The organism is Lentibacillus halodurans, assembly GCF_900112045.1.
Lineage (GTDB): Bacteria > Bacillota > Bacilli > Bacillales > Amphibacillaceae > Lentibacillus > Lentibacillus halodurans.
In genome coordinates this window covers 62511-70109 of the sequence record NZ_FOJW01000016.1, presented here as the reverse complement: position 1 = coordinate 70109, position 7599 = coordinate 62511, and the positions used below count along the sequence as shown (strand labels likewise).

6 protein-coding genes are annotated in these 7599 nt (G+C 44.2%); all 6 read left to right on the top strand.

Annotation, left to right across the window (positions count from 1 at the left end; all coding sequences use genetic code 11):
* Positions 1-117: 117 nt before the first annotated feature.
* Positions 118-1251 (top strand): alanine racemase, encoded by a 1134-nt coding sequence (gene alr / locus BM195_RS15880; protein WP_090240810.1) that lies wholly within the window; start codon positions 118-120, stop codon positions 1249-1251.
* A 51-nt stretch (positions 1252-1302) separates the two neighbouring features.
* Positions 1303-2850: a Na+/H+ antiporter NhaC family protein gene (locus tag BM195_RS15875; RefSeq protein ID WP_090240808.1), complete on the top strand. Its 1548-nt coding sequence runs from the start codon at positions 1303-1305 to the stop codon at positions 2848-2850.
* Positions 2851-2883: 33 nt separating this feature from the next.
* On the top strand, positions 2884-3960 hold the full coding sequence (locus BM195_RS15870) for a tartrate dehydrogenase (protein WP_090240806.1): 1077 nt from the start codon (positions 2884-2886) through the stop codon (positions 3958-3960).
* Positions 3961-4322: 362 nt separating this feature from the next.
* A complete protein-coding gene (locus BM195_RS15865) occupies positions 4323-4778 on the top strand; it encodes an Lrp/AsnC family transcriptional regulator (RefSeq protein ID WP_244535784.1) in 456 nt (151 codons plus the stop codon).
* Positions 4779-4794: 16 nt separating this feature from the next.
* A complete protein-coding gene (locus tag BM195_RS15860) occupies positions 4795-5856 on the top strand; it encodes a M42 family metallopeptidase (RefSeq protein WP_090240804.1) in 1062 nt (353 codons plus the stop codon).
* Between the two features lie 45 nt (positions 5857-5901).
* Complete coding sequence (locus BM195_RS15855) at positions 5902-7554, top strand: peptide ABC transporter substrate-binding protein (RefSeq protein WP_090240802.1); 1653 nt, start codon at positions 5902-5904, stop codon at positions 7552-7554.
* Positions 7555-7599 lie beyond the last annotated feature (45 nt).

Genomic DNA, 7599 nt, shown 5'->3' with positions numbered 1-7599 from the left:
CGTCGTAAAACGCCGGCTAACTGCCCGTAAAGGTCCGATTCTGTTCAACTAACATTCAGTGGAAAAAGCGTCCACTGAATGAAGTTTCACTTTATATCTTATAAGGGGGGGTTCGTTTTGTCTCATCTGTCAGCATTAACATCCTACGGCCCGACTGTGGCAGAGGTGGATCTAGGTGCATTCCGGGACAACGTCCGGACATTCAAAAAACATATAGAAGACAGCATGCTGATGGCCGTCATTAAAACGAACGCCTATGGGCACGGCATCGTTCCCATCGGGCGTGCAGCGATCCGAGCTGGGGCAGATCGCCTTGGTGTAACGACGGTGGAAGAAGGTGCACTTCTGCGGGAACGTGGTATTAAGAAGCCCATTCATATTCTGAGTTCAATCATGTGTGATCGGGTAACGGATGTCGTTACATATGATTTGACTGCTTCTGTTTCTTCGCTGCAGCTGGCACACGCTTTAAGCAGGGAGGCTGAAAAGCAGCATAAAATTGCTTCTGTACACCTGAAAATCGATACCGGCCTTCACCGGTTTGGCATACAGCCGGACAAAGCTGTTTCATTTTGCAGGTCGTGTTTTTATCTCCCAGGTCTGGAATGGGAAGGTGTTTATACGCATTTTTCCAGTGCAGATGAAGGAAAGTGGACAACAACTGAACGTGAATTTACCTTGTTTATGAATACGGTATCCAAAATGGGAGCGAGCGGGTACCTTTTTCCCGTCCGTCATACAGGGGCTTCAACGATTGCGATTGAACGGAGGGATATGCATCTGGACATGGTCAGAACAGGAATTGCGTTATTCGGATACCCCCCTGAACTTCATCAGTATGACATGATTTCATTGAAACCGGTTATGGAATTGAAATCGATCATACTACATGTTCGTGAACTGCCGCCGAATACACCGGTTGGATACGGCGGCAGCTATGTTACTTCCGGCTATGAAAAAATCGCTGTTGTTCCGATCGGGCACGGAGATGGCTATCATCGTGCTCTGTCGAACAATGGCCAAATGCTTGTCAATGGAGAACGAGCCAATATAATTGGTATGGTCTCATTGGATCAGACATTGATCGATGTGACCCATTTACCGAATGTGAATGAAGGCGATGAGGTCGTTTTAATGGGCAGACAGGAAAATGATTATATATCTGCGCGTGAGATAGCCGGCTGGATGGACAGTATCGTTGATGAGGTGCTTGCAGGACTGAAAGAGCGGGTTGAAAGGATATATCAATAAAGGTTACAATTAAAATATCTGAAAATTTAATCAAAACAGGAGGGCGAATTTATGGACTTTTTATCTGTCATCCCTCCGATTGTTGCGGTGGCACTGGCAATCACTACGAAGCGTGTTTTGTTGTCATTATTCATCAGTATTTGGGTTGGCGGTCTGATTGCAGCAGGGGGTAATCCGTTTGCTGCTGTAGGTGTTACCTTTACATGGATGAAAGATGTGATGGTCGATCCCTGGAATGCCCGATTTCTTGTGATGACCGCTTTGCTCGGATGTGGTGCTGCCTTAATGTTTAAGACTGGCGGATCACAAGGTCTTATTAATGTATTGGAGAAGAAATTAACGACGAAAAAACGCGTTCAATTTTTATCGTATTTTTTGGGACTGATTATCTTCTTTAACGATTATGTGAACTCGGTCATTGTTGGAAACGCCTCTAAGGATATTTCTGCCAAACATAAGATTTCGAGAGAAAAATTATCATATGTACTTGACTCGACAGCTGCTCCAATCGCAACGATCGGTCCTGTGTCTGACTGGATTGGTTTTCAAGTATCGCTGATTGCAGGAGCTTTTGCCAGTATTAGTATTGTGGGCATGGAACCTTATTTTGCATTTTTACAGTCTATCCCGTGGAATTTTTATGCCATCTTATGTCTGCTGGCTGTTCCGATGATCATTGCCGGTAAGGATTTTGGTCCGATGGCAAAAGCGGAAGAACGTGCTCAAAAAACCGGCAAGCTGATACCGGATGGTGCGACGCCTTTATCGTCCGTTGATCAGGATTTGGGAGAGCCCCATCAGAAAGACGGCAGTGTCTGGAATTTTGTGCTTCCGCTTGTAACACTCATTGCAGTAAGTGTTTGGGGACTGTGGTATTCAGGTGGCGGTGCAGAAGGAAAGTCCATCATGGATGCACTTGCTGATACAGATGTTTCGGTTGCCCTGACATGGGGAGCCTTTGCAATGACGCTGATCGGGCTTATTCTGGCTCTTGTCCAAGGCATGGGCTTTAAGGAATGTGAAGATACATTGCTTGGCGGTATTCGAACAATGCTGCCGGCACTGATTATTATTATACTGGCATGGTCAATCGGGACGGTTACCTCAGCTCTTGGTACAGCTGAATTTATTGTCAGTGCAACAGAGGGCTGGATGACGGCAGCGCTTTTGCCATTTCTTATTTTCATTATTTCGATGTTCATTTCATTTGCGACTGGTACGTCATGGGGCACGATGTCGATTTTGACACCAATTGCGTTACCGCTAGCGTTTACATTTGGCGGGGAAGAACTCATTTCGATCGCTGTCGGTGCTATTTTTGCCGGATCGATTTTCGGGGACCATGTTTCACCGATATCCGATACAACGGTGATGGCGTCCATATTTGCGGAATCAGATCATATTGCCCATGTTAACACACAGGCGCCGTATGCACTCGTGCCTGCCAGCATTGCCGGTGTGTTATATTTAGTCTACTCTGTGGTAGGAAGCAGTGTTGTACTATTAATAGCCGGTATCGTCGTTCAATTTTTCCTATTGCGGTATTTGGGGAACCGGCATGCGAAGAAATATATGAATACTGAAAACAGGATTGCTTAATATAATACCTTAGCAAAAGATAAGGAGGCAACAATGAAACATATCAAAATTGCATTGATTCCAGGTGACGGAATTGGACCGGAAGTAGTGGCAGAAGGTGTCAACGTTCTAAAGGCGATTGAACAATTGGATTCAGATATTTCCTTTACATTCACGGAATTTCCGTGGGGCTGTGAATATTACCTGGAGCACGGTAACATGATGGACGATGATGGAATTGATCGTCTTCGCGAGTTTGATGCGATTTACTTGGGCGCTGTCGGTTATCCGGGAGTACCGGATCATATATCGCTGTGGGATTTGTTATTAAGGATCCGGAAAGCATTTGATCAGTATGTGAATCTGCGTCCGGTTTCACTGTTGGATCCGTCGCTGACACCGCTTAAGTCGAAATCGGAAAAGAATATAGATATGCTGGTCATCCGGGAAAACAGTGAAGGCGAATATGCTGGAGCGGGTGACTGGCTGTTTAAAGGAAAGCCTGAAGAAGTCGTGCTGCAGACGGGTGTCTTTTCCCGCAAAGGCACCGAGCGGATTATCCGATATGCATATGAGGAAGCACGCCGGTCGAACAGGACATTGACGAGCATCAGTAAAGGAAATGCCTTGAATTATTCGATGGTTTTCTGGGACCAAGTATTTGAAGAGGTCGGAAAAGACTATCCGGATGTCACGACCTATTCATATCTTGTTGATGCGGCCAGTTTATATTTTGTGACACATCCGGAGCGCTTTGAAGTGGTTGTCACGTCAAATCTGTTCGGTGATATCATGACAGACCTAGGTGCAGGGATAACGGGCGGACTGGGGCTTGCAACGGGGGCGAATATCAATCCGGAGAAGACTTATCCGTCCATGTTTGAGCCTGTCCATGGATCAGCGCCCGATATCGCCGGTAAAGGTGTGGCGAATCCAATTGCTGCCATTTGGTCTGTCAGTCAGATGCTGGATTTTTTTGGGGAAGAAAAGTGGGGGAAAGCCGTTCTCGACACCATTAAATCCATGATCGGGGAAACTGCGAACCTGACGCCTGATCTTGGAGGAAAAGCTTCAACGAGCGAAGTCGGTAATCGTTTTGTGGAAAAACTAACGGAAAAGGATAAAAATTAGGGGAACATATACTGAAAAGTCTGGATAAACGGACGGGGAATCTGGAAAAATGGTCGAGAAAATATGATGAAGCTGCTTATCGAAATGGCTGGTTTTCCCTTAGTTGATAAAACTCTGCACTCACTACTAATGGGTGCAGTTTTTTTATGCAATTTCCCAAAGACAATGTACTATATCGTTACCAAAATAAAATTCTTTTCAAAAAAATGATTGATTTTAAATAATTCTGGATGTATAATTATTAGCAATTTCATAAAATGGTACTATAAACAAATTTGAATAATGAAATTAGGTATTTGTGTTCAAACAGTTGCATTAATTAGTACCTATTTAAATGAAATAGTATGTAAATAGGAATTGAGGTGGTTGAGATTAAGTATGAAATTGATGACCTGGACAGGCAGCTTATCCATAAGTTATCACAAGATGGCCGGATGTCGTTCAGGCAATTAGCCGAAGAGATTGATGTAACGGAAAAAACGGTCCGAATGCGCTATAAAAATCTAATTGACACCAATACGCTGGAGGTTGTCGGCGTTGTCAATCCGATTGCTTTGGGCCTTAAGGCAGGAGCCATTATCCAGATTAAACTGCAGTCAAATTCGATTAACCAGGTTATTGAAGAACTTCAGCAAATACAGGAAGTCAGATATATTTCATTGACGTCAGGAGAATACCCGCTGCTTGTACAGATCAATGTTTCTGATCACGATGCGATTACCGATACAGTACTGAAGATTACGGGAATCGCGCACGTCACGGATATTAATACAATCGTACAACTAGATATTTATAAAAATACATTCCAGTACATATAAATGAGGGGGTGTGAACATGGATGTACTGCTGAATCAGCTGACACGGTTGAACGGTCCAAGCGGTTATGAGCAAAACGTTGCGTATTTTATTAAAGACTATGTATCGGAAAGGGCCGATCATATTCATATGGATTCAATGGGAAATGTGGTTGCCAGGAAAAGGGGGAAAACGCCCGGACCAGTAACATTACTGACGGCCCACATGGATGAGGTTGGCTTTATTGTCAAGAAAATAGAGGAAGATGGATTGCTTCGTTTTGAAAAATTGGGCGGACATGATGACCGTATCCTTTTGGCACAGGAAGTGAAAGTGCTTGGAAACAACCAAGAGATTGATGGTGTCATCGGAACAATGGGTGCACATTATGTCAAATTTGATGACGCGCAAAAAGTCCGCAGCTATACACAGTTATATATCGATGTGGGTGCAGGCACGAAACAGGAAGTACAGGATATGGGCATTGAGGTTGGAACACCGGTAACCTGGTCGACAGAAACTAAACATACCGGTCCGATAACCAATCAAATAATTATTGGCAAGGCGCTTGATGACCGCGCCGGCTGTGCTGTTCTGCTCAGTGTCCTAAACGATCTGCAGGAGAACGATTTTGCAGGTGAGCTCATTTTTCTGTTCACCGTTCAGGAAGAAGTTGGTCTGCGAGGCGCACAGACGGCAATTCATGACTTGCAGGTGGATGCGGCTATTGCTGTTGATGCAACTGTTGTCAGTGATACACCGGAACAGACGATGGATCAAAGTCTGCAATTGGGGAAAGGGACTGGCATTAAGGTAATGGATTCGAGCTTGATTGTTCAGAAAACAATGAAAGATTTGCTGAAAAAGGTGGCCGTAGAGTCGTCAATTCGTTACCAAATGGAAATTTTCACAGGTATCGGTACGGATGGTGGAGCAGTTGCGCTGGCCAACAAGAGCATACCGACCGGTGTTTTATCCATTCCATCACGCAATGCCCATTCACCGGTTGAGGTCGTCAACAAAAAGGATCTAGCCGCGACATGTGATTTGCTGAAAGCTTTTATTTTGAACCTGGATAAGGAATCTAATTTCGCCTTTTAAGCTGGTGGTTATCCATGAATCATTACAACAGGGGAGGAATTACAAATGAATTGGAAAAAAGCATTATTAATTTTGGCAGTGTCGTTCATCATTACGATATCACTCGCTGCATGCGGCGGAGGCGAAGATAATAGCGAAAGTGCAGGCAGCGACGAAAATGATGGGGAAGAAAAGCTTGCCGATGAACAAATTTTAAATGTTAATATTGCGACAGAACCACCATCGCTGCACCCGCAAAAGTCAACCGACACAACATCAGCCGCTGTGCTTGATCAGATTTTTGAAGGGCTGACACGTGTGAATCAGGATGGGGAAGCTGAAAATGCAATGGCTTCCGATATCCAACTATCTGATGACAAGAAAACGTACACATTTACGATCCGTGAAGATGCAACATGGTCCAATGGCGATCCGGTGACAGCAAAGGATTTTGAGTATGCCTGGAAGTGGGTCTTGAATCCGGAAAGTACTGATACGGATTTTGCTTATTACTTATATCCGATCAAAAATGCTGAAGCGGCTAAAGCCGGAGAAGTTCCGTTAGATGAAATAGGCGTTACCGTAAAAGATGATAAAACATTGGTTGTTGAGCTTGAACAGCCGACACCATACTTCCTGCAGTCAACAGCACATTTTACATTCTATCCGGTAAATCATCATGTGGCCAAAGCAAATCCCGAATGGGCATCAGATGCAGGGGAGAAATATGTCACAAACGGACCGTTCCTGCTTGATTCCTGGCAGCATAAAAGTGAGATTGTCCTGAAGAAAAATACGAATTACTGGGATGCTGAAACTGTCAAGCTCGAAACCATTCATATGCTCATGATTGAGGATCTGAATACAGAACTGCAAATGTATGAAAAAGGTGAGTTGGATTGGGCAGGCTCCCCAACCGGGAATATTCCGCAATCAGCTATTCCGTCATTAAAGCAGTCGGGCAGGTTAAATATATCACCATTGGCTGGTACGTATTACATTGAATTTAACACGAACCAAGAACCATACAATAATGTGAATATCCGTAAGGCGCTTGCATTGTCCATCAACAGGCAAGCGATCGTTGAGAATGTTTCAAAAGGTGGCGAGCAGCCGGCAATGGCTTTAGTCCCAACAGCAATATGGGAAGATAACGAAGAAGGTTATTTCCAGGATAATCATGTAGAAAAAGCAAAGGAACTTTTGGAAAAAGGACTGGAAGAAGAAGGGTTAGACGAGCTCCCTACATTAACATTTAGTTATAATACCAATGAATCTCATGCTGCTATTGCTCAGGCACTCCAGGATATGTGGCGTGAGAATTTGGGACTCGATGTCGAACTCCATAACCAGGAATGGAATGTCTATCTTGATTCCATGAGTGAGGGTAATTATGAAATGGGCCGCATGGGGTGGCTTGGTACCATTAATGACCCTTCGAATTTCCTGAATATATTTGAAACTGCAGGCGGAAACAATTATACAGACTGGGAAAGTGAAGCTTATGCCAACCTCCTGGAGCAAGCAAGAACAGAAACGGATGAGGAAGCACGGCAGGAAATACTGGGGCAGGCAGAGCAGATTCTGATGGATGAAATGCCGATTGCACCAATCTATTTCTATACAAACGTTTGGATGAACAAAGACTATGTGAAAAATATTAACGTATCGACACTTGGTGGTATTCAGTATAAATGGGGATATATTACGGAGCACTAAATTAGATAGCGCAAGATAAGCAGAATGCCAGTTTCGAGGTGTACT